Annotated in this window: 23 protein-coding genes and 1 riboswitch; of the genes, 10 read left to right on the top strand and 13 right to left on the bottom strand. The window is 69.9% G+C overall.

Annotated features, from left to right (window positions below; translation table 11 throughout):
* The first annotated feature begins 49 nt into the window (after window positions 1–49).
* From sufC to HMPREF0321_RS07220, 4 genes are read left to right on the top strand one after another with little or no spacing between them, the layout of a single operon-like run.
* Window positions 50–826 (top strand): Fe-S cluster assembly ATPase SufC, encoded by a 777-nt coding sequence (sufC, locus tag HMPREF0321_RS07235; protein ID WP_006945408.1) that lies wholly within the window; start codon window positions 50–52, stop codon window positions 824–826.
* A gap of 2 nt (window positions 827–828) precedes the next feature.
* Window positions 829–2,124: an aminotransferase class V-fold PLP-dependent enzyme gene (locus tag HMPREF0321_RS07230; RefSeq protein WP_006945394.1), complete on the top strand. Its 1,296-nt coding sequence runs from the start codon at window positions 829–831 to the stop codon at window positions 2,122–2,124.
* A 1-nt stretch (window position 2,125) separates the two neighbouring features.
* Entirely contained in the window at window positions 2,126–2,635 is a 510-nt protein-coding gene (gene sufU, locus HMPREF0321_RS07225; protein ID WP_006945375.1) for a Fe-S cluster assembly sulfur transfer protein SufU, read from the top strand.
* Window positions 2,632–2,967, top strand: a complete 336-nt coding sequence (locus tag HMPREF0321_RS07220; RefSeq protein ID WP_006945372.1) for a metal-sulfur cluster assembly factor — start codon at window positions 2,632–2,634, stop codon at window positions 2,965–2,967. Before sufU ends, HMPREF0321_RS07220 begins: the two co-directional genes overlap by 4 nt.
* 88 nt (window positions 2,968–3,055) lie before the next feature.
* Here the strand turns inward: HMPREF0321_RS07220 and HMPREF0321_RS07215 are convergent, their stop codons facing one another.
* The gene (locus HMPREF0321_RS07215; protein ID WP_006945468.1) at window positions 3,056–3,532 is read right to left on the bottom strand and encodes a C40 family peptidase; all 477 of its coding nucleotides are present in this window, start codon (window positions 3,530–3,532) and stop codon (window positions 3,056–3,058) included.
* Window positions 3,533–3,535: 3 nt separating this feature from the next.
* Window positions 3,536–3,721: riboswitch (cyclic di-AMP (ydaO/yuaA leader) on the bottom strand.
* Window positions 3,722–3,836: 115 nt separating this feature from the next.
* A complete protein-coding gene (locus tag HMPREF0321_RS07210; protein ID WP_006945427.1) occupies window positions 3,837–4,820 on the bottom strand; it encodes a neutral zinc metallopeptidase in 984 nt (327 codons plus the stop codon).
* Window positions 4,821–4,993: 173 nt separating this feature from the next.
* Between HMPREF0321_RS07210 and HMPREF0321_RS07205 the strand changes: the two genes are divergently transcribed.
* Window positions 4,994–6,592 (top strand): ABC-F family ATP-binding cassette domain-containing protein, encoded by a 1,599-nt coding sequence (locus HMPREF0321_RS07205; protein WP_006945441.1) that lies wholly within the window; start codon window positions 4,994–4,996, stop codon window positions 6,590–6,592.
* 9 nt (window positions 6,593–6,601) lie between these two features.
* Window positions 6,602–8,464 carry an ABC transporter ATP-binding protein gene (locus HMPREF0321_RS07200; RefSeq protein ID WP_040014657.1) on the top strand — a complete coding sequence of 621 codons (1,863 nt, stop codon included), beginning with the start codon at window positions 6,602–6,604 and terminating at the stop codon, window positions 8,462–8,464.
* A gap of 7 nt (window positions 8,465–8,471) precedes the next feature.
* Here the strand turns inward: HMPREF0321_RS07200 and HMPREF0321_RS07195 are convergent, their stop codons facing one another.
* The 4 genes from HMPREF0321_RS07195 to HMPREF0321_RS07180 form a co-directional block, all read right to left on the bottom strand.
* Window positions 8,472–9,242: an SDR family oxidoreductase gene (locus tag HMPREF0321_RS07195; RefSeq protein WP_006945419.1), complete on the bottom strand. Its 771-nt coding sequence runs from the start codon at window positions 9,240–9,242 to the stop codon at window positions 8,472–8,474.
* Between the two features lie 67 nt (window positions 9,243–9,309).
* The gene (locus HMPREF0321_RS07190; RefSeq protein ID WP_006945369.1) at window positions 9,310–10,209 is read right to left on the bottom strand and encodes an SURF1 family protein; all 900 of its coding nucleotides are present in this window, start codon (window positions 10,207–10,209) and stop codon (window positions 9,310–9,312) included.
* Between the two features lie 46 nt (window positions 10,210–10,255).
* A complete protein-coding gene (locus tag HMPREF0321_RS07185) occupies window positions 10,256–10,522 on the bottom strand; it encodes a hypothetical protein (RefSeq protein WP_006945337.1) in 267 nt (88 codons plus the stop codon).
* The gene (locus HMPREF0321_RS07180) at window positions 10,497–10,811 is read right to left on the bottom strand and encodes a DUF3099 domain-containing protein (RefSeq protein WP_006945365.1); all 315 of its coding nucleotides are present in this window, start codon (window positions 10,809–10,811) and stop codon (window positions 10,497–10,499) included. The genes HMPREF0321_RS07185 and HMPREF0321_RS07180 overlap by 26 nt, the downstream gene beginning before the upstream one ends.
* A gap of 114 nt (window positions 10,812–10,925) precedes the next feature.
* Here HMPREF0321_RS07180 and fabG point away from each other — a divergent pair, with 114 nt between their 5' ends.
* The 3 genes from fabG to HMPREF0321_RS07165 all read left to right on the top strand — a co-directional run bounded on the left by fabG (window position 10,926) and on the right by HMPREF0321_RS07165 (window position 14,449).
* Window positions 10,926–11,669 carry a 3-oxoacyl-ACP reductase FabG gene (gene fabG / locus HMPREF0321_RS07175; RefSeq protein WP_006945345.1) on the top strand — a complete coding sequence of 248 codons (744 nt, stop codon included), beginning with the start codon at window positions 10,926–10,928 and terminating at the stop codon, window positions 11,667–11,669.
* 68 nt (window positions 11,670–11,737) lie between these two features.
* Entirely contained in the window at window positions 11,738–12,499 is a 762-nt protein-coding gene (gene fabI / locus HMPREF0321_RS07170; protein ID WP_006945338.1) for an enoyl-ACP reductase FabI, read from the top strand.
* A 72-nt stretch (window positions 12,500–12,571) separates the two neighbouring features.
* On the top strand, window positions 12,572–14,449 hold the full coding sequence (locus HMPREF0321_RS07165; protein WP_139023588.1) for a Mur ligase family protein: 1,878 nt from the start codon (window positions 12,572–12,574) through the stop codon (window positions 14,447–14,449).
* Between the two features lie 106 nt (window positions 14,450–14,555).
* On the opposite strand, the gene cphA is transcribed toward HMPREF0321_RS07165, so the two are convergent.
* From cphA to glgC, 4 genes are all read right to left on the bottom strand, one after another.
* On the bottom strand, window positions 14,556–17,390 hold the full coding sequence (gene cphA / locus HMPREF0321_RS07160; protein ID WP_006945418.1) for a cyanophycin synthetase: 2,835 nt from the start codon (window positions 17,388–17,390) through the stop codon (window positions 14,556–14,558).
* A gap of 35 nt (window positions 17,391–17,425) precedes the next feature.
* Entirely contained in the window at window positions 17,426–18,316 is an 891-nt protein-coding gene (locus HMPREF0321_RS07155) for a cyanophycinase (protein ID WP_006945459.1), read from the bottom strand.
* 10 nt (window positions 18,317–18,326) lie between these two features.
* Window positions 18,327–19,598 (bottom strand): phosphoserine phosphatase SerB, encoded by a 1,272-nt coding sequence (serB, locus tag HMPREF0321_RS07150; protein ID WP_006945412.1) that lies wholly within the window; start codon window positions 19,596–19,598, stop codon window positions 18,327–18,329.
* A 106-nt stretch (window positions 19,599–19,704) separates the two neighbouring features.
* Window positions 19,705–20,958, bottom strand: a complete 1,254-nt coding sequence (gene glgC, locus HMPREF0321_RS07145) for a glucose-1-phosphate adenylyltransferase (protein ID WP_006945446.1) — start codon at window positions 20,956–20,958, stop codon at window positions 19,705–19,707.
* Window positions 20,959–21,021: 63 nt separating this feature from the next.
* Here glgC and glgA point away from each other — a divergent pair, with 63 nt between their 5' ends.
* Window positions 21,022–22,233: a glycogen synthase gene (gene glgA, locus HMPREF0321_RS07140; RefSeq protein WP_006945445.1), complete on the top strand. Its 1,212-nt coding sequence runs from the start codon at window positions 21,022–21,024 to the stop codon at window positions 22,231–22,233.
* 64 nt (window positions 22,234–22,297) lie between these two features.
* On the opposite strand, the gene HMPREF0321_RS07135 is transcribed toward glgA, so the two are convergent.
* From HMPREF0321_RS07135 to HMPREF0321_RS07125, 3 genes are read right to left on the bottom strand one after another with little or no spacing between them, the layout of a single operon-like run.
* Window positions 22,298–23,059: a hypothetical protein gene (locus HMPREF0321_RS07135; protein ID WP_040014656.1), complete on the bottom strand. Its 762-nt coding sequence runs from the start codon at window positions 23,057–23,059 to the stop codon at window positions 22,298–22,300.
* A gap of 25 nt (window positions 23,060–23,084) precedes the next feature.
* Window positions 23,085–24,371: an MFS transporter gene (locus HMPREF0321_RS07130; protein WP_006945424.1), complete on the bottom strand. Its 1,287-nt coding sequence runs from the start codon at window positions 24,369–24,371 to the stop codon at window positions 23,085–23,087.
* Between the two features lie 56 nt (window positions 24,372–24,427).
* Window positions 24,428–25,069 carry a GntR family transcriptional regulator gene (locus HMPREF0321_RS07125; RefSeq protein WP_006945364.1) on the bottom strand — a complete coding sequence of 214 codons (642 nt, stop codon included), beginning with the start codon at window positions 25,067–25,069 and terminating at the stop codon, window positions 24,428–24,430.
* Window positions 25,070–25,153 lie beyond the last annotated feature (84 nt).

The following is a 25,153-nucleotide window of genomic DNA, read 5'->3' as shown; positions in this document are numbered from 1 at the left end:
GCCTGGCGCCGGCGCACCCACCAACTTTTCGAACGAAGGACGAAACACCATGTCTACGCTTGAGATTCGCGACCTCCACGTCACCGTCGAGACGGAGAACGGGACGAAGGAGATCCTCAAGGGCGTCAACCTGACGATCAACTCGGGGGAGACGCACGCCATCATGGGCCCGAACGGCTCCGGCAAGTCGACCCTCGCGTACTCGATCGCGGGTCACCCGAAGTACACGATCACCTCCGGCACCGTGACGCTCGACGGCGAGGACGTTCTCGCGATGGGCGTCGACGAGCGCGCCCGCGCCGGCGTCTTCCTCGCGATGCAGTACCCCGTCGAGGTTCCCGGCGTCACCGTCTCCAACTTCCTGCGCACCGCGAAGACAGCCGTCGACGGCGAGGCGCCGAAGCTGCGCACGTGGGTCAAGGACGTCAAGGACGCCATGGGCAACCTCAAGATGGATCCGGCGTTCGCCGACCGCAACGTCAACGAGGGCTTCTCCGGTGGCGAGAAGAAGCGCCACGAGATCCTTCAGATGGAGCTGCTCAAGCCGAAGATGGCGATCCTCGACGAGACCGACTCCGGCCTCGACGTCGACGCGCTGCGCATCGTCTCCGAAGGCGTGAACCGCGCCAAGGCGGAGACGAACTGCGGCGTCCTGCTCATCACGCACTACACGCGCATCCTGCGCTACATCAAGCCCGACCACGTGCACGTGTTCGTGAACGGCCGCGTCGCCGAGGAGGGTGGCCCCGAGCTGGCCGACCGTCTCGAGGCCGAGGGCTACGACCGGTACGTCAACGCGGCGGTCGGCAGCGAGGTCAAGGCCTGATCATGACTGACGTTTCGTTCGACGCGGCGCGCGTGCGAGAGGATTTTCCCGTGCTCGCGCGCCGCATCCGCGACGGCAAGCCGCTGGTCTACCTCGACTCCGGCGCGACGTCGCAGAGCCCCGAAGCCGTCATCACGGCCGAGGGTGATTTCTACCGGACGGTGAATGCCGCGGTGCACCGCGGTGCGCACCAGTTGTCGGAGGCGGCGACGGATGCCTACGAGGCGGCTCGTGCCACGATCTCCGGCTTCATCGGTGGTGAGGCGGACGAGATCGTGTTCACGAAGAACGCGACGGAGGCGCTCAACCTCGTCGCGTACGCCTTCAGCAACGCAGGTTTCGACGGCGCGCTCGACGGCGTCGACCCGGAGCTGGCCGAGCGGCTGCGCATCGGCCCGGGTGACGAGATCGTCATCACGCCGATGGAGCATCACGCCAACCTCGTGCCGTGGCAGGAGCTCGCGCGCCGCACGGGCGCCACGCTGCGCTGGTGCGAGATCACCGACGACGGCCGCATCGACCTCGACTCGATGCGGGCGAGCGTCGGCGAGAAGACGAAGATCGTCGCCTTCTCGCACGTGTCGAACGTGCTCGGCACGATCAACCCCGTCGACGAGATCAGCGCGATCGCCCGTGAGGTCGGTGCGTGGGTCGTGCTCGACGCGTGCCAGTCGGTGCCGCACATGCCGGTCGACGTGCGCGAGCTCGACGTCGACTTCCTCGCCTTCTCCGGCCACAAGATGCTCGGCCCCACCGGCATCGGCGTGCTGTGGGCGAAGAACACGACGCTCAACGCCATGCCGCCGTTCCTCACCGGCGGTTCGATGATCGAGATCGTCCGGCTCGAAGGCTCGACATACGCGCCCGCACCGCAGCGCTTCGAGGCGGGCACGCCGAATGCGGCACAGGCCATCGGTCTCGCCGCAGCGTGCGACTACCTCGACGCGCTCGGGATGGCGAACGTCTTCGCGCACGAGCAGGATCTCATCACCTACGCGCTCGAGGGCTTCGCGGCCCGGCCGTGGACCACCGTCCTCGGCCCCCTCGATGCCGCTTCCCGCACGGGCGCCGTCGCGTTCACCGTCGACGAGGTGCACCCGCACGACGTCGGCCAGATCGTCGACGACGCCGGGGTCGCCATCCGCACCGGCCACCACTGCGCGTGGCCGCTGCACCGGCGTCTCAAGGCCGTCGCGAGCAGCCGCATCAGCTTCAACGTGTACTCGACCCGCGAGGACATCGACGCGTTCTTCGCGGCGCTCGATCGCGTGCCGAGCATCTTCGGACTGGAGGTCTGAGATGGATCTGTACCAGGAACTCATCCTCGATCACTCCAAGCACCCGCAGCACGCGGGGCTGCGCGAGCCGTTCGGGGCAGAGAGCCACCACGTCAACACCTCGTGCGGCGACGAGATCACTCTGCGCGTCGACGTCGAGGGCGAGGGTGACGACGCCGTCATCAAGGACGTCAGCTACGACTCGATCGGTTGCTCGATCTCGGTCGCGTCCGCGTCGATGCTCGCCGACAACCTCGTCGGGCACACGCTGCGCGAGGCGCAGGACGTCTTCGGCGCGACGCGCAGCATGCTGACGAGCAAGGGCAAGGACGCCGGCGACGAAGAGGTCATCGGTGACGCGATCGCGCTCGCCGGGGTCTCGCAGTACCCGGCGCGCGTCAAGTGCGCGCTGCTGTCGTGGTCGGCCCTGCAGGATTCGCTCGGCAAGCTCGGCCTCGACCTCGCCGGGAGCGCCGCGAACAGCACGAACAGCGACACCACCGCCAGCAGCGACAAGGAGATCACGGCATGAGCGAGACAACCACCCCGCCCGTCGAGTCGGACGTCGAGGACGTCAAGGAGGCCCTGCGCGACGTCGTCGACCCCGAGCTCGGCATCAACGTCGTCGACCTCGGCCTCGTCTACGGCATCACCGTCGACGACTCCAAGCACGCCGTCATCGACATGACCCTGACGTCCGCGGCGTGCCCGCTGACCGACGTCATCGAGGAGCAGGTCGCGACGGCGCTCATGGACGTCGTCGCCGGCCACTCCCTCAACTGGGTCTGGATGCCGCCGTGGGGCCCGGACAAGATCACCGACGACGGCCGCGAGCAGCTTCGCGCCCTCGGATTCAACGTCTGAGCCACCGCTACCGTACGACGAAGCCCGCCACCTCGATGGAGGTGGCGGGCTTCGTCGCGCTGTGCGGCGTGCGTCAGGGTCGAACGGATCAGACGCGGCCGAAGCGGTAGGAGGAACCGGCGCGCGCGAGCTGCACACGAGAGCCGGGTCGCGGTGCGTGCCAGACCATGCCGTTGCCGGCGTAGACGGCCGCGTGGTAGGCGTAGCCACCGGAGGTGAGGAACGCAAGGTCACCCGGGCGAGCCGAAGCGCGCGAGACGCGGTACGAGGCACGGTACTGCTGGTTGGCGGTGCGGGGGATCGAGCGACCGACCTGGCGGTAGCTCCAGCTCGTCAGACCCGAGCAGTCGAAGCGCCACGGGCCGGCCGCACCGTAGACGTAGGGGGCGCCGCGTCGGGACGAGGCGCTGGAGACGACGCGGCGAGCGCTCGCCGAGGTGACGGAAGCGCTGGCGGACGAGGCGGCGCCGACCGAGACCGCGCCCAGCGCGGAGGTGGCGAGGGCGGTGCCGACGGCGACCTTGGACGTGTTGCCCAGGAACGAGCGGCGGGACATGTTCTTCATGTCGGATCTCTCCAGGAGCGCTTACGAGGCATGACCTGTCGGGTTCGAGATCCTAGATTCTCGGCCGGCCTGAGCCGGCTTCACCCCAAGAGCCACCAGGGTGGCTCGGATGCTGGGTGCACCGCTCCCGTCGCTCCGCGCAATGCGGTGATACCTGGCCTTCGTGACGGGACTCAGCGACGAAGCAGGGCCGCACCGACGTCGGTGCGACCCTGCAAGATTACCGTCGGCTCACGGTCGGAACAAATTGAGCGTGCAATCACTTTTCGTCAATTTTCCGACCCGTCCGAGCGTTTTCACGACCTCACTCGACGCTGTCGACGTTGAAGGTGTCACACGAGTTGAGGTCGCCCGTCTCGTAGCCGGTCATGAACCACTTCTGCCGAGCCTCCGACGAACCGTGCGTCCAGCTTTCCGGCGTGACGCGACCCTGGGCCTTCTGCTGGATGCGGTCGTCACCGACGGCCGACGCCGCCGACAGCGCTGACTTGATGTCGTCGTCGGTGACCGGCTTGAGCAGCGTGTTGCCGTTCCTGTCCTTCGACTCCGTCGCGTGGGCGACCCAGATGCCGGCGTAGCAGTCGGCCTGCAGTTCGGTACGCACCGAACCCGATTCGGCACCCTTCGGATCCTGCTGTGCGCGACCGAGCGCACCGAGCAGGTCCTGCACGTGGTGGCCGTACTCGTGGGCCACGACGTACTCCTTCGCCAGGGCGCCGCCATCGGCACCGTACTTGTTCGTCAGTTCTTGGAAGAAGGCGGCGTCGATGTAGACCTTGCGGTCGCTCGGGCAGTAGAACGGGCCCATCTGCGAGCTCGCCGTACCGCAGCCCGAGGACGTCTGCCCGCTGAAGATCACGGTCGGGACGTTCTCGTACTGCGTCCGGCCGTTCGTGAACTGCGGCAGCGCGGTGCCCCAGTAGTCCTGCACCGCGTTGACGGTGCCGACGATGCGGCAGGTGTCGTCACGGTTGGCGTCCGCACCCGTCTTGCACTGCTCGATCGCCTGCGCGACGGAGTCATTCGAACCCGACACGTCCTGCGTGTCCTGGGCGTAGCCGTTGAGGCCTGAGCCGTACGAACTGCCCGATGCGCCGGTGCTGCCGCCGCCCGAACTGTCCGACCCGCCGGTGAGGTTTCCGCCGAAAAGGGCGAAGATGAGCATGAGGATGAGACCTCCGATGCCGCCGACGACCGGGCCCCCGCCCATGCCACCGCCACCGAAGCCACCTGAGCCGCCCGAGGTCACCTGCGAGGTGTCGAGCTGCGCGTTGTCGTTGAACGTCAAGAGAGCCTCCGTCTGTCGAGGCGGACGCTGCGTCCGCCTCCCACCATCTCTCGTAGAATACGTGGGTTGGCTCCCCGCCGCAGCGCCCTCGCCGCTGCGCGTCCCGACGCCGCCCCACACCGCCGTCGGCCCACCTCGACGCACCTGCCGCCCCTGAAGGAGCGATTTCACCCGTGATCACCGCCGAAGGCATCGAACTGCGCGCCGGCTCGCGCATCCTGCTCGAGAACGCGACGTTCCGTGTCGCCCCGGGCGACCGCGTCGGCCTCGTCGGGCGCAACGGTGCCGGCAAGACGACGCTGACGAAGGTGCTCGCCGGAGACGGCATCCCTGCAGCGGGCCGCGTCGTCACCTCCGGCGAGGTCGGTTACCTGCCGCAGGATCCACGCACCGGCGACCTCGACGTCCTCGCCCGCGACCGCATCCTGTCCGCGCGCGGCCTTGACGCCATCGCGCGCGACCTGCGCACCGCCGAGACGAACATGGCCTCCGAGGACGACGCCGTGCGCGAGAAGGCGATGAAGCGCTACACGCGCCTCGACGCCGAGTTCACCGCCGCCGGCGGGTACGCCTCGGAGTCGGAGGCCTCGTCGATCGCGAGCAGCCTCGCCCTCGACGAGCGCATCCTCACCCAGCCGCTGCGCACGCTCTCGGGTGGTCAGCGACGCCGCATCGAACTCGCGCGCATCCTGTTCTCCGGCGCGCAGACGCTGCTGCTCGACGAACCGACCAACCACCTCGACGCCGACTCGATCCACTGGCTGCGCGACTACCTCAAGGCGTACAAGGGCGGGCTCATCGTCATCAGCCACGACGTCGAACTGCTCGACGCCGTGGTCACCAAGGTCTTCCACCTCGACGCCAACCGCGCCGAGCTCGACCAGTACAACGTCGGCTGGAAGGCCTACCTGCAGGCGCGTGAGCAGGACGAGAAGCGTCGCAAGCGCGAGCGTCAGAACGCGGAGAAGAAGGCCGGAGCGCTCATGGCGCAGGCCGACAAGATGCGCGCGAAGGCGTCGAAGGCGACCGCGGCGCAGAACATGGCCAAGCGCGCCGAGCGCCTGCTCGGCAGCCTCGAGGGCGAGCGTCAGCAGGACAAGGTCGCGAAGCTGCGCTTCCCGAAGCCGTCGCCGTGCGGCAAGACGCCGCTCATGGCCGAGGGGCTCTCGCGCTCGTACGGATCGCTCGAGATCTTCACCGACGTCGACCTCGCCATCGACCGCGGCTCGAAGGTCGTCGTCCTCGGTCTCAACGGTGCGGGCAAGACGACGCTGCTTCGGATGCTCGCCGGCGTCGACGCACCCGACACGGGCCGGATCATCGCCGGCCACGGGCTGAAGATCGGCTACTACGCGCAGGAGCACGAGAACCTCGACGTCGAGCGCAGCGTCCTCGACAACATGAAGTCCGCCGCGCCCGATCTCGGCGAGACCGAGGTGCGCAAGGTGCTCGGCTCGTTCCTGTTCTCCGGCGACGACGTCGAGAAGCCAGCCGGCGTGCTCTCCGGTGGTGAGAAGACGCGTCTGTCGCTCGCGCTGCTCGTCGTGTCCGCGGCCAACGTCCTGCTGCTCGACGAACCGACGAACAACCTCGACCCGGCCAGCCGCGAGGAGATCCTGGGCGCGCTGCGCGGCTACGAGGGCGCGGTCGTCCTCGTCAGCCACGACGACGGCGCCGTCGAGGCTCTCGAACCCGAACGCATCCTGCTGCTGCCCGATGGCGTCGAGGATCTGTGGGGCCCCGACTACGCCGACCTCATCTCGCTGGCCTGAGGAGCTCACATGTCCATGGGCGCCGGCTGGCAGATGATGCGCTCGATGTCACGCGACTCGAGCGTCAAGGATCAGCGTCTCGCCCCCGGCACGGTGCGCCGCGTGGCGGGCTACGCCCGCGGCTACCGCCGCACGATCGCGGCGTTCCTCGTCCTCGTCGTGCTCGACGCCGTCATGGTCGTCGCGTCACCGCTGCTGCTCAAGCACATCATCGACGACGGTGTCGTGCCGCGACATCGCGACGTCGTCGTGTGGCTCTCACTCGCCGTCGCGCTCGTCGCCGTGCTCAGCGCGGGCGTCACGATCACGCAGCGCTGGCTGTCGGCGCGCCTCGGCGAGGGTCTCATCTTCGACCTGCGCGCCGACGTGTTCCGCCACGTGCTCGCCCAACCCATCGCGTTCTTCACGCGGGCGCAGACGGGTGCCCTCGTCACGCGCATCAACTCTGACGTCGTCGGTGCGCAGCAGGCGTTCACGACGACGTTGTCGACGGTCGTCAGCAATGCCGTGAGCCTCGTCGTGCTGCTCGTCGCGATGACGTCCTTGTCATGGCAGCTGACGCTGGCTGCCCTCGTCCTCGTGCCGTTGTTCCTGCTGCCGACGCGCTTCCTCGGCCGCCGTCTGGCGGGTCTGACGCGCGAGCAGATGACGTTGAACGCCGAACTCGGCGCGCGGATGACGGAGCGGTTCAACGTCGCGGGTGCGCTGCTCGTCAAGCTCTTCGGGCGCCCGGAGGAGGAATCGGCGCAGTACGACGCCCGCGCCGCACGCGTGCGCGACATCGGTGTCTCGATCGCCGCGCAGCGGAGCATGTTCCTCGTCGCGCTCACCCTCATGGCCTCCCTCGCGACCGCGCTCGTCTACGGCCTCGGCGGGGTGCTCGCGGTCGACGGCGCGATGACGGTCGGCACCCTGCTCGCGCTCGCAGCGCTGCTCGGGCGCCTCTACGCACCACTGACGGCGCTGTCGAACGTCCGCGTCGACGTCATGGCCGCGATGGTCTCGTTCGAGCGCGTCTTCGAGGTGCTCGATCTCGAACCGCTCGTGCGCGAATCACCCTCCGCCCGGGCGCTTCCTGACGGGCCACTGGGCGTGAGGTTCGACGACGTCACCTTCGCCTACCCGGACGCCGACGTCGTCTCGCTCGAATCACTCGAGGCGAACGTGACGGGGGACAGACGCGGGGGAGAGGACGTGCTGAGCGGCATCGACCTCGACGTGCCCGCCGGGGCGCTCGTCGCGCTCGTCGGGCCCAGTGGCGCAGGCAAGACGACGCTGACGAACCTCGTGCCGCGTCTGTTCGACCCCACGTCCGGTGCCGTGCGCGTCGGCGGGCTCGACCTGCGCGAGGCGAGCCTCGCCTCCGTCCGCGACCGCATCGGCGTCGTGACGCAGGAGGCGCACATGTTCCACGACACCGTGCGCGCCAACCTGCTCTACGCCCGCCCCGACGCCACCGACGACGACCTGGAAAGCGCCCTCCGTGCCGCCCACGTGTGGAGCCTCGTCGAGCGGCTGCCGCTCGGGCTCGACACCGTCGTCGGCGATCGCGGACACCGCCTCTCCGGCGGGGAGAAGCAGCGCCTCGCCATCGCACGGCTGCTGCTCAAGGCGCCCGACGTCGTCATCCTCGACGAGGCGACCGCGCACCTCGACAGCGAGTCAGAAGCCGCGGTGCAGGCGGCACTCGCGAACGCGCTCGTCGGGCGGACGTCGTTCGTCATCGCCCACCGCCTCTCGACCGTGCGCGACGCGGACGTCATCGTGGTCCTCGAGGCCGGCCGCGTCGTGCAGACCGGCACGCACCGGGAGCTGCTCGCCGCCGGTGGGCTCTACGCCCAGCTGCACGCGACCCAGTTCAAGGAGGACTGAGCGCGCTTCAGAGCGTGCGCAGCGCCCCGCCGTCGACGGGGATCGCGATGCCCGTGAGGTAGGACGCGGCCGGGCTCGTGACGAACGCGGCGACGCGGCCGAACTCCTCCGGCGTGCCGTAACGCCCCAGTGGGATGACCGCCTCGGCCTTCGCCTTCGACGCCTCCGCATCTCCCGTACCGGCGTCGAGGCTCTTGACGCGGTCGGTGTCGATGCGCCCCGGCAAAAGGACGTTGACGCGCCCGCCGCGCGGGCCGTACTCGTCGGCGAGGGTCTTGGCCGCCATCGCAAGGCCGGGACGCAGCCCGTTGGAGATGGCGAGGCCCGGGATGGGCGACTTCACTGACGACGACAGCACGAGCGTCACCGCCATGCCTGAGGCGGGGTCGAAGGGCGTGTCGAGCACGGCGCGGGCCATGCGCAGCCCTCCGAGGAAGACGCTCTCGAACGCGTCACGCCACTGCTGTTCGCTCGTGTCCTCGACGCGGCCGGCGGGCGGGCCGCCGACGGAGATGACGGCGCCGTCGAGGCGTCCGTAGGCTTCCTGCGCCGTGGCGACGAGTCGCTGCGCAGCAGACTCGTCCGCGAGGTCGGCGACGACGGCGCGCACCCCCGCGGGCGAGTCGAGCCGCGCGGCGGCGTCGTCGATGCGCTCCTGATCGCGGGAGGCGATGACGAGGTCGGCACCGTCAGCGGCCAGCGCCTGCGCGCTGGCGAAGCCCAGGCCCGACGAGGCACCCGTGACGATGTAGCTACGGCCGTTCAGTCCACAATCCATGTCACCATCGTGGCACGTCCGGCGCGTGTGCGGAACACGCCGCCCGCCCGTCGTGAGGGGGACGCGCTCAGGCGTCCTCCTCGTCCCAGATGCGCTGCTTGCGCGGGCGGGGTTTCTTCGCGGGCTTCGTCGGGCGCACGGGTGTCGTGGATCCGGTCTCTGTCAAACCTGTCGCTGAGGCGCTGTCACCGCCTGCCTCGGTGTCATGCGCCACCCGTGCCTCGTCCGCCAAATCCAGCGAGTCCAGGTACTCACGGCGTGCACGCAGCAGGACGAAGGCATACCCGGCGATCGCACCGAGCCACCACTGCAGCGCGTAGCTGAGGTTGATGCCGGCCGCGGAACCCTGCGACGGCCGGTCGAGCGCGGCGGGCCGCGGCGGTGTCGAGCCGTCGGCCAGCTTCTCCGAACGCATTCGGACGTACCCCTGCGCGAGCGTCGCGCCGGTGGCACGTTGCACGTCCGCGACGGAGATCGACGAGACCTGACCGTTCACCTCGGCGCGGCCCAACGACTTCTCGCTCGGGCGGACCCAGCCCGTCAGCGTCACCTCGCCCTTCGGTGCCTGCGGGATCGACGCGGGACGCGCCGCGGTTTCGCCGTTCGCGACCCACCCGCGGTCGACGACGACCTTCATCCCGTCGACCTCGAACACGCCGAGCGTCTCGTAGCCGAAATCGCCGCCGGGGCCGGGGCGGTTGCGCACCAAGAGTGGTTCGCCGACGTAGTGGCCGCGCCCGGTGACCTGCTTCCACTCGTCCGACTTCGCCGGCGCCCGCGAGGTGCTCAGCTCGCGGCTCATCGGGGTGGGGGTCGCGTCATAGTTGGCGTCGATGCGGTTCTGGATCGTGCTCTTGTCCTCCCAGCGCCCCCACTGCCAGAACCCGGCAATGACGCACAACGTCGCCCACAACGTGGCCACGAGGAGCCAGGTCAGCCAACGTCGGGTCGTGAGAAGTCTCAGCACCGCACCAGCCTATCGACGGGCGCTGAACGTCGCGTGGGCGGCCGCCTCAGCCGTCGGTGGCGCGCAGCTCGGCCGGCCGCACGGTGTCGCGGTGGAAACCGCGCATCGACAGGAACTCGCGCAGTGTCGGCTCGTGCTCGTCGCAGGCGAGCCACACCTTGCGCCGCTCGGGCGTGTGCAGCGTCGGGTTGTTCCAACGCAGCGCCCAAGTTGCCTCGGCGCGGCAGCCCTTGGCGCTGCAGCGCAGCGCCGGAAATGCGGTGCCGGGTTCGTCACCGGGGGCGGAATCAGCGAGGTTCGCGCGCAGATCCATGGATCTCCTTGTGTGGCACCGGTGGTGGTGTGACGGCGCCCATCGTGTCGATGCGACGCTTGCCCGTCGCGTTCGCGAAGACGACGGCGACGTACGGCAGGATCGCGGCGAGGGCGAAGAACACGAGGCTGAGAGGGCGAAGGGGTGACCAGGTGAGGACGGCGGCGATGAAGCACACCGTCCTGATGCCCATCGAGATGAGATAGCCGCGAATGCGGCGGCGCTGATCGTCCTGCGCCGATTCGGGCAGGCTCGTGGCCGAGAGCCGTCGCTGCCCCTGATCCGCCATGCCCTCACTGTATTCGAGGGCCCCCGGCTCGCCCGAAACGCCCCGGATTGGTCTACCCAGGGGTAGTCGATAGCGTGCGACGAAGAACACACCGCCCCATCCCGGAAGGTCCGCATGACCACCTCGACCGAGACCACCAGCGCCCCGTCGCGCCGCCGCACCGTCCTCGTCACCGGGGGCAACCGCGGCATCGGGCTCGCCATCGCGCGGCGCTTCCAGGCGCAGGGGGACGCCGTCGTCATCATGTCGCGCTCCGGTGAGGACGTCGAGGGCATCCCGGCCGTCACGGGTGACGTGACGAACTCCGAATCGGTCGACGCGGCGTTCGCGAAGGCCGCGCAGATCGCCGGCGGGCCGATCGAGGTCGTCGTCGCCAACGCCGGTATCGCCGACGACGGCCTGCTCATGCGCATGAGCGACGCCTCCTTCGAGAACGTCGTCGACACCAACCTCGCCGGCGCCTTCCGCTGCGCTCGTGCGGCGTCGACGGGCATGATCCGGCGCAAGGGCGGGCGCATCATCTTCGTCTCCAGCGTCGTCGGCCTGTTCGGCTCCGCGGGCCAGACCAACTACAGCGCGTCGAAGGCCGGGCTCGTCGGCCTCGCCCGCTCCATCGCGCGTGAGCTCGGCGGGCGCGGCATCACCGCGAACGTCGTCGCGCCCGGCTTCATCGAGACCGACATGACGGCCGCACTGCCCGAGGAGCGTCAGGCGGCGTACAAGGCGACGATCCCGGCGGGTCGGTTCGCGCAGCCCGACGAGGTCGCCGCGGCCGTCGCGTTCCTCGCCTCCGACGACTCGGCCTACATCAACGGCGCCGTCATCCCCGTCGACGGTGGCCTCGGCATGGGTCACTGACCGGCGGCCACCCGCCCGTCACCCGCGCACGCACGCCCCCACTTCCGCACCATCACGAAAGGCCGGCCATGGGTCTGCTCGAAGGCAAGAAGCTCCTCATCACCGGTGTCCTCATGGACTCCTCGATCGCGTTCCACGTCGCGCGCATCGCGCAGGAGGAGGGCGCGCACGTCGTCCTCACGAGCTTCGGTCGCACGATGAAGATCACCCAGACGATCAGTCGGCGCCTGCCGCAACCCGTCGAGGTCGTCGAACTCGACGTGACGAACAGCGAGCACCTCGACACGCTCGCCGAGCGTCTGCGCCCCCTCGTCGGCGAACTCGACGGCGTGCTGCACTCGATCGGCTTCGCGCCCCAGGGCGCGTTCGACTTCATGAGCGCGACGTGGGAGGACGTCTCGACGGCGCTGCACGCGTCCGCGTACTCGCTCAAGGACCTCGCCGCCGCCTGCGAACCCCTCATGTCGCCGGGGGGCGCGATCGTCGGGCTGACGTTCGACGCGAAGTTCGCCTGGCCCGTCTACGACTGGATGGGCGTCGCCAAGGCGGCGTTCGAGTCGACCAACCGCTACCTCGCGCGCGACCTCGGCCCCAAGGGGCTGCGCAGCAACCTCGTCGCTGCCGGCCCGATTCGTACAACCGCCGCGAAGTCCATCCCGGGCTTCGAGCAGTTCGAGCAGACCTGGGACGAGCGCGCGCCGCTCGGGTGGAACGTCGGCGACCCGGTGCCCGCCGCGCGCGCCTGCGCGGCGCTACTGTCCGACTGGTTCCCGGCGACCACCGGCGAGATCGTCCACGTCGACGGCGGCGTGCACGCGATGGGGCAGTAGCACCGGGGCAGGCCTCGTCCAACCCGTGTCCCGTGGGTGCGCCCCGCTCGCCGGACGCCTACGCTTTCGCCCATGACTCCTGAACCGGCGCACGCGCGAGTCGAGTTGCTCGGTAACCGTGTTCTCGATGGCCCCAACCTCTACTTCACCCGTCAGGCGATCAAGACGACCCTCGACCTGGGGGCGTGGTGCGCGGCCCCCGAGGAGACAGTCTCCGCTGCGTTTCGGGCCCTCGATTCCCGCCGCCCGAAGATCGGCGAACCGGGCGGGCCCGTGCGCGAGCGGTGCGTCATGCGCCTCGCGGAGGTCGTGACGCGTCAGATCGCTCAACTGAGCGGCACGGGCCGTCTTGGCGTGCGCGTGCGCCACGGGGAGGAGCCGGGCGAGTACGTCGTCGCCTTCCCGTGGAATCGGCGCGAACGTGGCCGTGCACTGGGACGCGCCATCGCGCGTGCCCTCGACGATCTGCTCGACACCGAGCGCGCGAACGGCGCCTGTGTGCGCGCCGCCGCCGACGTGCGGGACGCCGAGCAGGGACCGCGCGAGACGCTGCCGCGGCCGCGCGTCCCCGTCATCTCGATCACCGGCACGAACGGCAAGACGACGACGACGCGCCTCGTCGCGCACATCGCGATGACGGCCGGGCGCACGACGGCGTGGAGCTCGACGGACGGCGTCCTCGTCATGGGTGAGCACATCGAGCACGGCGACTACTCCGGCCCGGCCGGCGCGCAGGCCGTCCTCGCGACGCCGGGGCTCGAGGTCGCGGTGCTCGAGACCGCGCGCGGCGGGTTGCTCAACCGCGGCATGGGCGTGCCGTACAACGACGTCAGCGTCGTCACGAACGTCACGTCCGACCACCTCGGCAGCGGCGGCATCAACACCGTCGACCAGCTCGCCGAGGTCAAGGCGATCATCACGAAGGTGACGCGACCCTCCGGCTGGTGCGTGCTCAACGGGGACGACCCGCGCGTGTGGGCGATGCGCGTCGGCACCCCCGCCCAGCTCGTCGCGTTCACTCTCGACCTCAACGCCCCCTGCATCCGCGAGGTGCGCGCGGCGCGCGGCAAGGCGTTCACCGTCATCGACGGCTTCATCGCGTGCATCGAGGACGGCGGCATCGACATGCTCGTCAGCCTCGACGACGTACCGATGACGCTCGCCGGGCTGTCGCGCCACAACGTCGCCAACGCGCTCGCGGGAGCAGCGGGGGCGCTCGCGCTTGGCCTGCCGCGCAGCGCCGTCGTCCAGGGCCTCAAGACCTTCGCGCCCGACGCGACGCTCAACCCGGGGCGCATGAACGTCTACAGCCTCCCGCTCGGGGCAGATCAGCAAGCGAGCGTGATCATCGACATGGCGCACAACGAAGGTGGCCTCGAGGCCCTGCTCGACGTCGGCCGCGGCCTCGTCGCGCCCGGCTCGCGGCTGCTGCTCGGCCTCGGCACCGGAGGCGATCGCAGCGACGAGATCCTCGTCGCCCTCGGCGAACTCGCCGGGCGCGGCGCCGACGTCGTCCACGTCGTGCACAAGGAGCACTACCTGCGCGGTCGCACGATGGAGGACCTCGAGAAGCACCTGCGCGATGGACTGTCGCATGTGGGCGCGCACGCGGAGGCGAGCCACGAGACCGAACTCGACGGTCTGCGTGGCTTGCTCGACGTTGCCCACGACGGTGACGTCGTCGCCGTCATGACGCACAGCCACCAGGCCGAACTGCACGCGTGGCTGCTCGAGCACGGCGCGACGACGGACGGCCCACGCGAGATCCGCCGCAAGGTGCGGGCCGCCCGCGGCAGCGGCGACGCCCCCGTCGATTCGGTGCCCGACGAGGCGCGCGACGACGTCCGTATCGCCATCGACGCGCTCGAACGAGCGGCGTCGCACGACACGTCACCGAGTGTCTTCGGCGACATGGCGACGAGCCTCAAGGCACTGCTCGAGTCGCCCTGACGACACGCTTGCCTAGGGCGACCGGAACACGGACAAGCGCCCGCCACACGACGAACCCCGGCTGCGATCACACAGGATCGCGGCCGGGGTTCGTCGTGTGCCGGCGTCAGCTGTTGGGCAGGAGTTCGTCGATCACGTCGTCCTCGGGCGACTCGAACACGGCGTCGCGGCTGAAGTCGGGGTCACCGGGGTGGGCGGCCTCGTCGGCGTGGGCGCCGGGCGTCGCGAGGTGCGTCAGGTCCTCGAGCGCGGCCATGACGCGAGCGTGCTTGTCGGCGCAGATGACGACGAGGTCGCCAGCGCGCGCTGAGTCGATGGCCACCTGCGTCGCCTCGAGCTCGTCGAGCACGGTCTCGACGCTCGCGGCGCGTGCCTCACCCGAGTCGATCGCCTGCTGGGCACCTTCGGCAACGAGGGCTGCGGTCTCGCCGGGGGCGCGGCGCCGCAGGTTGTCGTCCTCGCGGATGATGACGTGGTCGAACCACTTCGCGGCCAGTTCGCCCATCTCGCGGATGTCCTGGTCCCGTCGATCCCCGGCGGCGCCGACGACGACGATGCGCTGCACGCGCGTCGACTTGTTCTTGCCGGCGACGTAGCGGTCGACGAACTCGCCGAGCAGCTGCAGGCCGGCCGGGTTGTGGCAGTAGTCGACGAACACCTCGGCGTGGTCGACCTCGATGCGGTTGAGGCGGCCGGGGGAGAGGTAGTAGCTCGTCGTGAACGTGCGCAGCCCCTGGCGGATGTCGTGCAGCGGGGCGCCCGCGGCGAACGCGGCGCCGGCCGCGGCGAGGGCGTTGGCGACGTTCATGCGCGCGGCGCCGTTGAAGGTGCTCGGCAGCAGGTGCGTCCACGCGAGCTGCATGGAGCGTCGGCCCTGCTTGAGGACGATCATCTCGCCCTTGTCCGTCGGCTCGAGCACGACGGCGCGGTCGCCACGCACGCAGCGCTCGTCGATGAACTGGCGCACGCGACTACCGGGCGCCTCCATCGAGAACCACACGATCGTGCCGCGGCACACGCGTCGCATGCGGCGCACGTACTCGTCGTCGGCGTTGAGGACGGCGAACCCGTCGCGCGGGACGGCCTCGACGATGACCTGCTTGACGTTCGCGAGATCTTCGAGCGAGTTGATGCCGCGCATGCCGAGGTGGTCGCTCTGGATGTTGGTGACGACGGCGATGTCGTTGCGGTCGTAGCCGAGGCCCTCGCGCAGGATGCCGCCGCGTGCCACCTCGAGCACCGCGAAGTCGACGCGCGGGTTCTGCAGCACCATCTTCGCCGACTTGGGGCCGGAGGCATCACGCGTGATGAGCAGGCGTTCGTCGATGACGATGCCGTCGGTCGAGGTCATGCCGACCTTCTTGCCGAGGCCCTTCATGATGTGCGCGAGCATCCTCGACGTCGTCGTCTTGCCGTTCGTGCCGGTGACGGCGACGATCGGCACACGCGAAGGCGAGCCGGGCGGGAACAGCAGGTCGACGACCGGCTTGGCGATGAACTGCGGCTCACCGACCGTCGGGTGGGTGTGCATGCGGAAACCGGGCGCGGCGTTGACCTCGCAGATCGCGCCGCCGGTCTCACGCACAGGGACGGTGATGTCGGGGCAGATGAAGTCGATGCCCGCGACGTCGAGGCCGATGAGGCGCGCGGCCTCCTCGGCGATCTCGACATTGTCGGGATGCGCGTCCATGGTGCGGTCGATCGAGATGCCGCCGGTCGACATGTTGCCCGTCAGCGCGAGCTTCACCGTCTCGCCCTCGGGCACGACGGCGTCCATCGCGTAGCCCTGGTCGGCGACGAGTTCGCGGGCGGCGTCGTCGACCTTGATCTTCGTCAGCACCTTCTCGTGCCCGTAGCCGCGGCGCGGGTCGGCGTTCGTCAGTTCGATGAGCTCGTCGACGGTGTGCTCGCCGTCACCGACGACGTGCGCGGGCACGCGTTCGGCGATGGCCGCCATCCTGCCGTCGATGATGAGGCAGCGGTAGTCCTTGCCGGTGACGAACGACTCGACCTGCAGCACGCCGCGTCGGCTCTGCGCCATCGCGATGTCGTAGGCCTCGCTGACGGCCTCGTCGTCGGTGAGGTCGAGGCACACGCCGCGGCCGTGGTTGCCGTCGAGCGGCTTGACGACGACGGGGAAGCCGATTTCGCGCGCCGCCTGGATCGCGCCCTCACGCGTGCGCACGACCTCCGACTTCGGCACCGGCAGCCCGGCCGAGCCGAGCAGGTCGAGCGTCAGGCTCTTGTCGCACGCGATGTCGACGGCGAGCGCCGACGTGCGGCTCGTCATCGTCGCGCGGATGCGCTGGGCGTGCACGCCCTGGCCGAGCTGAACGAGGGAGGCGCCGTTGAGGCGCGTCCACGGGATGTCGCGGCTGACGGCCTCGTCGATGATCGCCTGCGTCGACGGGCCGAACGCGCGGCGCTGCACGAGGGCGTGGAACGTCTCGAGCGCGGCCTCGACGTCGAAGCCGTCCTCGGGGTGCACGACGTGGTTGACGATGCGCACGGCGAGCTGGCCGGCGGCAATGCCGACGCTCTCCTCGAGGTAGGCGTAGACGACGTTGTAGCGCCCCTCCTCGCCCTTGACTCCGCGCGTCTTGCCGCGGCGCACGTCGTGCCCGGCCTCCTGCTGCAGCTGCAGCGCGAGGTGCTCGGCGACGTGGCCGAGCCAGGTGCCCTCGTGGAGGCGCTCGACGAATCCGCCCTCCTTGCCGCGCGAGCACGAGTGGTGCTGCAGGCCGGGGAAGAGTTCGACGAGGCGATCCGCGAAGCCGGGGATCGCGTGCGTCGGGTAGTACTCGAGCACACCGAGATCGACGACGAGGTGGATCGCGGGGTCGTAGGACCACACGTTCGGGCCGCGGTAGACGCGCGTGCTGACGATGCGCAGCGACGGCTCGATGGGGCCCGGTGCCTGCGGGATGTCGATGACGGTCATGTTCTGTTCTTCCCCTCGAAACGACGTGGACGCGATCAGTGACGCAGCGCGGCGGCAGCGGTCGCGGTGTCGTGCTGGTCCTTCGCCGCGGTGACCGCGACGTCGGCGTGCCGTTCGACGAAGTCGGTCAGCGTGGCCGTCTCCAGGTCGAAGGTCGCCCCGTAGGGCAGCGAGTGCACGACGGCACCGGTGACGAGCAGCGGCGCGTCGCGGCGTGCCTCGTGCGCGTCCGTCTGCGCCATGCGCGCGTCGACGACGAATACGGCGCCGGAGCCGATGATCGTCATCTCCCGTCCGTTCGTGATCTCCGCGGCGGTGTCCTCGTCGATGCCCATGCCGAGCAGGCTCGGTGAGCCGGCGACGAGGGAGAGCAGGCGCCCGTAACGCGAGCGCTGGTCGAAGTGCTGGTCGATGATGACGCCCGGCACGAGGCCGAGGCCCTGCGTCAGCTGGCTCGCGCGCTGACGGGGCGTCACGCCCTCCTCGCCCATCGAGATCATGAACTGGCTCATGATCGACGCGCCGGCGCTCGTGCCGGCGATGACGGCGCCGCGCTCGTGGGCGCGCAGGATGGCCTTGCCGAGGGGCGTGCCGACGATGAGCTGGCTCAGCTTGAGCTGGTTGCCGCCGGAGATGAAGATGCCGCTCGCGGCGTCGATGCGCTCGGCGAGTTCTTCTGATGATGAGTCGACGCGCGACTGCGGGTCGACGCTGCCCACGCTCGGGCAGCCGAGGCGTGTGAAGACGGTCGAGTACACCTCGATGACCTCGTCCGGCATCGACGATGCCGTCGGGATGACGACGATGTTCGACTTGCGGCCGCCGGCGAGGCGCACGAAGCGGCGCAGGATGGTCACACGGCCGACCTTGTCCTCGGCGCCGCCGATGATGAGCAGGGAGCGTCGGGGGTCGCTACGTTCAGGCATGCGCCATATGTTAGGCGTCACGCTGCGTCGCCGCAGCGGCGTCCACGTCCGTCGCGACGAGCATGACGGTCGCTCCATCGGGCGTCTCGAGCGCGTCGAGGTCGTCGGCTTCCTCGATGTCGTCGCGGCTGATGCCGAGGAAGAACAGGACACTGTCGAGGTAGGGGACGTTGACAGAGGCGTCCGCCTGCGCCCGCACGACGGGCTTGGCGTTGAACGCGATGCCGAGGCCCGCGAGGGCGAGCATGTCGAGGTCGTTGGCGCCGTCGCCGATCGCGACGGTGCGCTCCAGCGGCAGGTGCTCGGCCTCGGCGAACGCGGCGAGCGCACGTGCCTTGCCCTCGCGGTCGACGACGTCGCCGAGAACGCGGCCGGTCAGGGCGCCGTCGACGATCTCGAGGGTGTTGGCGCGCGCGTGGTCGATGCCGAGGGAGGCGGCGAGCGGCGCGACGACCTCGATGAAGCCGCCGGAGACGACGCCGACGGTGAAGCCGAGCCGCTTGAGGGTGCGCACGAGCGTGCGGGCGCCGGGCGTGAGGCGGATCTCGGCGCGCACCTCGTCGAGCACGCTCGCGGGCAGCCCCGCGAGGGCCTCGACGCGTTCGTGCAGCGATTCGGCGAAGTCGATCTCGCCGCGCATGGCGCGCTCGGTCACCTCCGCCACCTCGGCCTCGCGGCCCGCGCGGGCGGCGAGCAGTTCGATGACCTCGTCCTGGATGAGCGTCGAATCGACGTCGAGGACGACGAGTCGGCGGCCACGGCGCGCGAGCCCGGCCTCGGCGACGCTCGCGTCACACCCCGTCTCGTGCGAGGCCTCGAGCACCCGGCGGCGAAGCTCGACGACCTCGACGCCCGAGACGTCGAGCTCGATCGCGGTGACCGGCGTGCGCGCGAGGCGGCGCACGCGGTCGATGTTGCCGCCGTGGTGGACGACCTCGGCCGAGATCTCCGCGAGGGCCTCGGCGGGCAGCGTCGGTGCGAGCAGCGTGACGACGGCGCGTCCGGGCAGGCGCACGACGTCGTCGCTCATGCCCTCGGCGAGCGTCAGGGCGAGCGAGCGCAGGCGGGCGAGGCGCTTCATCTCGAGGACGAGTTCGTCGGGTTCGGCTGCGGTGACGAGGAACGACAGCGTGATGCCACCGCCGAGGACGGCCTGGCCGACGTCGACGATCTCGACGCCGAACTTCGTCATCGCGTCGGTGAGCTCGTGGAACAGCCCGGGGGAGTCGGTGCCCTGGAACGTCAGGCCCAACAGGTCGGTGCGGCGCGCGTCGTTGTTCACCCCTCATTCATAGCGTGAAGGCGCCGCGCTCGCATCCGGTGTTCACGACGTGAGGCCGACCCGCGCCCGAGCGCGAATCGGCCTCACCCCCAGGGGCGTAGCTCCATCAGGGGGTCACGACGGTGCCCTTGCCGACGACGACGATGCCGGAGTCGGTGACGGTGAAGCCGCGGGCGCGGTCGGCGTCGTGGTCGATGCCGATGTGGGTGCCCTCGGGCAGCGTCACGTCCTTGTCGATGATGGCGCGGCGCACGATGCACGAGCGTCCGACCTTGACGCCGTCGAGCAGGATCGAGGAGTCGATGTCGCTGAACGAGCGCACGACGACGTTGGGCGAGAGCACCGAGTGGCTGACCGTCGCGCCGGAGATGATGCAGCCGGGGGAGACGATCGAGTCGACGGCGGTGCCGGTGCGCCCGTGGCTGCCATGGACGAACTTCGCGGGCGGCAGGCTCATGCCGGACGTCGTGTGAATCGGCCAGCGGTCGTTGTAGAGGTTGAAGATCGGGTGAATCGAGACGAGGTCCATGTGGGCGTCGAAGTAGGAGTCGATCGTGCCGACGTCGCGCCAGTACCCGCGGTCGCGATCCTCCGCGCCGGGGATCTCGTTGTCCTTGAAGTCGTAGACGAACGCCTCGCCCCGCTCGACGAAGGCGGGGATGATGTCGCCGCCCATGTCATGCTTGCTGTCCTCGAGGTCGGCATCACGTGTGACCGCCTCGATGAGCGCGTCGGTGGAGAAGACGTAGTTGCCCATCGAGGCGAGCACCTCGTCGGGGCTGTCCGGCAGCCCCTGCGGGTCGGTGGGCTTTTCGAGGAAGGCGCGGATGCGCGCCGGGTTCTGCGGGTCGACGTCGATGACGCCGAACTGGTCGGCGAGCGAGATCGGCTGACGGATCGCGGCGACGCTCGCCTTCGCACCCGAGGCGATGTGCGCATCAACCATGTCCGCGAAGTCCATGCGGTAGACGTGGTCGGCACCGACGACGACGACGTAGTCGGGCTTCTCGTCGTGGACGAGGTTGAGGCTCTGGAAGATCGCGTCGGCCGAACCGAGGTACCAGTTCTTGCCGACACGCTGCTGCGCGGGCACCGGCGTCACGTAGTTGCCGAGCAGGGAGCTCATGCGCCACGTCGTGGTGACGTGACGATCGAGGCTGTGCGACTTGTACTGCGTCAGCACGACGATGTGCAGGTAGTTGGAGTTGACGAGGTTGCTCAGCGCGAAGTCGATGAGGCGGTAGATGCCACCGAACGGCACGGCGGGCTTGGCCCGGTCCGCCGTCAGCGGCATGAGACGTTTGCCCTCGCCGCCGGCGAGGACGATGGCGAGAATCTTGGGGCCTCCACGGTTTGGCATGTGACGACAATATGCCCCGACGTGGCTTCCCTCACACCCCCCGGCGCGGATAACGTTCATGGGGTGAGAGTCGACATCCTGACCAAGGAATATCCGCCCAACATCTACGGCGGGGCCGGCGTGCACGTGGCCGAGCTCGTCAAGGCGCTGCGCAGCAGCGGAATCGACACCCAGGTCCGCGCATTCGGCGAACCGATCGACGAGCCGGGCACGCAGGGCTTTCCCGACCTTCCCGAACTCGCCGACGCGAACGGCGCCCTCAAGACCCTCGGCGTCGACCTGACGATGGTGCCCGCCGTCGCCGGCGCTGACGTCGTGCACTCGCACACCTGGTACGCCAACTTCGCCGGCCACCTCGCCTCGATGCTCCACGGCATCCCGCACGTCGTGAGCGCGCACAGCCTCGAGCCGATGCGGCCATGGAAGGCCGAACAGCTCGGCGGCGGCTACGCGATCTCCTCCTTCATCGAACGCACCGCCTACGAGGGCGCGGCCGCCGTCATCGCCGTCTCCGAGGGCATGCGCAAGGACGTCCTCGCGAGCTACCCGCAGCTCGACCCGGCGAAGGTCCATGTCGTCCACAACGGCATCGACGCACAGGCCTGGGCGCCCGACCGCAGCGACGCCGCCTTCGAGATCGCGCGCCGTCATGGGGTCGACCCCGAGCGTCCGAGCATCGTGTTCGTCGGGCGCATCACGCGTCAGAAGGGCGTGCCGTTCCTGCTGCGTGCGATGCGTCAGGTGCCTGCGAACGTGCAGCTCGTGTTCTGCGCGGGCGCGCCCGACACCCCTGAGATCCTCGCCGAGGTCGAGGGCCTCATCGACCAGCTGCGCGCAGAGCGCGACGGCGTCGTGTGGATTCCCGACATGCTGCCGCGCGAGGAGGTCGTCGCGCTGCTGTCGCAGGCCACGACGTTCGTCTGCCCGTCGGTGTACGAACCCCTCGGCATCGTGAACCTCGAGGCGATGGCGTGCGAAGCGGCCGTCGTCGCAACCGCGACGGGCGGCATCCCCGAGGTCGTCGTCGACGGCGAGACGGGCTGGCTCGTGCCGATCGAGCAGGTGAACGACGGAACGGGTACGCCCGTCGACCCCGATACGTTCGTCGCCGATCTGGCGCGCGCCCTCACCGAGGCGACCTCCGACGTCGAAGAGGCCCGCCGACGGGGTCGAGCCGGGCGTCAGCGCGCCGTCGAGCACTTCGGGTGGGACGCGATCGCCGAGCGCACCCAGCAGGTCTACGCGACGGTGCTCGAAGGCTCCCGTACGGCCTGATACGTCATTGCCGGAGACACGCCGCTCTGAGCACACCGCAACGCGCGATCAACGCTGCCCGTCCTCATCGAGGGCGGGCAGCGTCGTGTGCGAGGCCGATGGCGGCCGCCGTCGCGGCCTGTGCGAGAGCGAGTTCGGCCTCGTCGAGCAGGGAGCGCAGCGTGCGCTCGCGCGCTGCGACGCTACCCGCGTCGAGGCCGCCGCTCGTCGTCAGTGCCTCGTCGAGGGCGGCGACGACGAGGCCGGCCGTCGTGATGATGCGCAGCGCCCGCGGGTGCAGGCCCGGTGGCAACGCCCAGCGCGCGCCGTCGAGGCGTTCGTCGACGCGCTCGCGGGCCGAGGAGCCGAGGAACGGTGCGATCTGCAGGGATTCGAGCACCCCGACATGCGCCAGCAACGCCTCGCGGAAGCGCCGGTCGATGTCGGCCAGGGCGAGTGCCTCGAGGCGGTGGATCGGAATCGGGTCGCTGTCGTGCGGTTCGAGCGTGAGCTTGAGGCCCTCGTCACCGGCCGGCCCGTAATACTCCAGCCGCGGCACGAGAACCCCGCCGAGCGACGGCACGAACAGGCATTCTCCGGCTTCTATCGCAGCCTGCGTCGCGGGTCCGCCGGGCGGCAGCAAACCGCCGTGGAGCCCCGGGCGGGGCAGGTCGACGCAGACGATGCGTTCGCCGAGGTCTCGCCACAGTTCGAGGCGCGGCAGGCCACCCTCGACGGCGTCGACGTCGGGCAGCGCGGCGCCGAGCGCCTCGCTGAGCGGGCGATCGGCGGCGATGGCGTGCGTGACCCACAGGGCGAGGCGCACGGAGGCAGGCAGTTCGTACACGATCGCCCAGCCTAGTGGCGACAGGTCAGTGCGCCAGAGCCGACGGAAGGTGCTTGCGCGAGAACATCAGGACGACACCGAGGCTCAGCGCGGCGAGCACGACGCCACCGATGAACATCACAGGGTAGCTCAGCCAGTGGCTGACGACGGCGAGCGCGGCGGGCACGAAGAAGCCGAGGTAGGTGATCGAATAGTAGACAGCCGTCAGTCCCGCGAGGTCCTCGGGACCGGCGATGCGCTGCACCTCCTGCAGGCCGGAGACGAGCAGCATGCCGTAGGCGAGACCGAGGACGGCGGCCGCGACGAGCGCGAGCCACGGGCTGACGAGGCGCGCTGCAAGTGCGGCGATGCCGAGGCCGGGCAGCGTCATCGTCAGGGCGATGATGATGGCGCGCGCGGAGCTGACGTCGTCGAAGCGCTTGCCGACCTGCTGGATGAACAGCCCGCAGCCGAGCGCGACGAGGCACAGCAGGCCCGAGAAGGCGATGCCGAACGAGCCGGTGCGATCACCCATGACGGCGGGCAGCACGGCATAGGCGCATCCCGCGCAGCCGAACACCCACGGCGCCATCGGTAGGACGACGAACAGGAAGCGACGGTGGCCCGCAGCGGGCACGCGCAGATCGTCGAGGAAGCGTCCCGGCATCTCTTGGGCGGCATGCGTCTCGGGGGCGCGCGTCAGGAGCACGAAGCTCGCCGCCGTGATGACGAGGTGGACGAGGTAGCACAGCTCCGCGGGCAGCGGCGCGAACTGGGCAAGCGCCGCGGCGGTAGCGGCGCCGAGCGCGAATCCGGCCGTCAGGCTGATGGAGGCGCGACGCGCGCCCGCGGCGGCGTCGGCCTCGGCGTCGAACGGCGGGCTCGACAGTTCTTTGATCCACGAGCCGCCGACAACCATGGCGAGCCCGAGCGCCAGGCCGGAGAAGATGCGGCCGACGAAGAGCACGGCCGGCGACCCGGAGCCGACGGCGAGCAGCACCGACGCGATGATCGCGAGGATCGGCGCGGGCAGCATGAGCGGGCGACGGCCCCAGCGGTCGGAGGCCGGCCCGCCGAGCAGCAGCGCTGGCATGATGCCGAGCACGTACGCACCGAGCAGCAGGTCGACGGCGCCCGTCGAGAGCGCGTCGATGTCACGGTAGAGCCCGAGCAGCGGCGTGAACTGGTTGCCACCCCACGCGACGGTGAACATCGCCGCCCCGACCGGCAGCCAGGCGGCCCGCGCGCCCCCGGCGCCGGCGCGCTCGGGGGAGTCGACGCTCGTCGTGACGCGTTCGTGGCTGGTGGTGCGGGTCGGGGTGTCGAGTGACACGCGGGGGCCTTTCGTCGGGTGTGGGTGAGTGGGGTGAACTCGGGTGGGCGAGAGGCTCAGGGGAGCAGCCCGTCGTAGGAGTGGTGCAGGTGCGCCGTCAGCTCCTGCTCGAAACCGGTCGCGTCGCCCGCGGCGACGAGGTCGACGAGACGGGCGTGGGCGGTGAGGACGTCGCGGCAGCGGCGATCGTCCTTCCACAGGATGCGCGCGGCCATGCGGCGCTGACGTTCCCCGAGACGCTCGTAGAACTCGGTGAGGATGGCGTTGCCACCGGCCGCGACGAGGTGGGTGTGGAACACGCAGTCGGTCTCGGTGAAGTCGTCGTGGTCGCCGGTTTCGAGGCTCTGGCGCTGCCGGCGCAGGATCTCGCCGAGATCGATGGCGACGTCGCGGTGCTCCTGCGCCTCGACGACGCTGCGCGCCGCACGCGACTCCACCGCGATGCGCGCCTCGACGACGTCACGCACCTCGCGCGGTTCGACGGCGCGCACGAGCGCGCCGCGCTTGGGGTACAGCGTCATCCACCCCTCGGCCTGCAGCCGGACGAACGCCTCGCGCACGGGGGTGCGGGAGACGTCGAGCAGTTCCGAGATCTCACCCTCGCTGATGAGGGCACCACCGGCGATCGAGCCGTCGAGGATGCGGCCCTTCACCTCGCGGTAGACCGCGTCGGCCGCGGAGATCTTCGGCTCGCTCATGCTCGCTCCTCGTTCGGGTGGTCGATCTGCTGCCCACGGTGGTAAGCGTTCGACGCAACATAGATACAAGTTGTAGCTTACACC

Origin of the sequence: Dermacoccus sp. Ellin185 (genome assembly GCF_000152185.1) — a bacterium.
Taxonomy (GTDB): domain Bacteria; phylum Actinomycetota; class Actinomycetes; order Actinomycetales; family Dermatophilaceae; genus Dermacoccus; species Dermacoccus nishinomiyaensis.
Note: the sequence above shows the minus strand (reverse complement) of the source record. Positions and strands in the feature narration are given on the sequence as shown.